Here is a 469-nt window from a genome sequence, read left to right on the forward strand (position 1 = left end):
CACTCGGTTTTGCTTGGTAAAATCTATACTTACTATCTAGTTTTCAATGTGCAACTTCAAAAGTTAGTACTTTTGAGAACAAATTTCATTTTAATAAATACAATAGAAACTTGTCAAATAAATGGTGGGCCTAAGTGGACTCGAACCACCGACCTCACGCTTATCAGGCGTGCGCTCTAACCAGCTGAGCTATAGGCCCTCAATTATTTTCGAGTCAAGCGCTTTCACTCTTCTTCATTCTCGCTTCAAGTGTGCAGTTACTTACACTAAGTAAGCTCCTTTCACTTTCAGCTCAATTCATCGATTGAGAATCGCTTTCTTTCGAAAATGATATTTTTAAGAGTCAAGCATTTGCACTTTCCTCTATTTAATTGAACACTCTGATGAGCATTCAAAACTAAATGCAATATGCCACCGTTATTCCGTTTTCATCTTCTACGAAGATGTTCCGAATAATAATCCTTAGAAA

General features: G+C 36.9%; 1 tRNA gene. It reads right to left on the minus strand.

The features are described 5' to 3' along the window. Window positions 1–122: 122 nt before the first annotated feature. Window positions 123–199, minus strand: a tRNA-Ile gene (locus tag CD039_RS06710). Between the last annotated feature and the right edge of the window lie 270 nt (window positions 200–469).

Origin of the sequence: Staphylococcus argensis (assembly GCF_002902305.1) — a bacterium.
GTDB lineage: Bacteria > Bacillota > Bacilli > Staphylococcales > Staphylococcaceae > Staphylococcus > Staphylococcus argensis.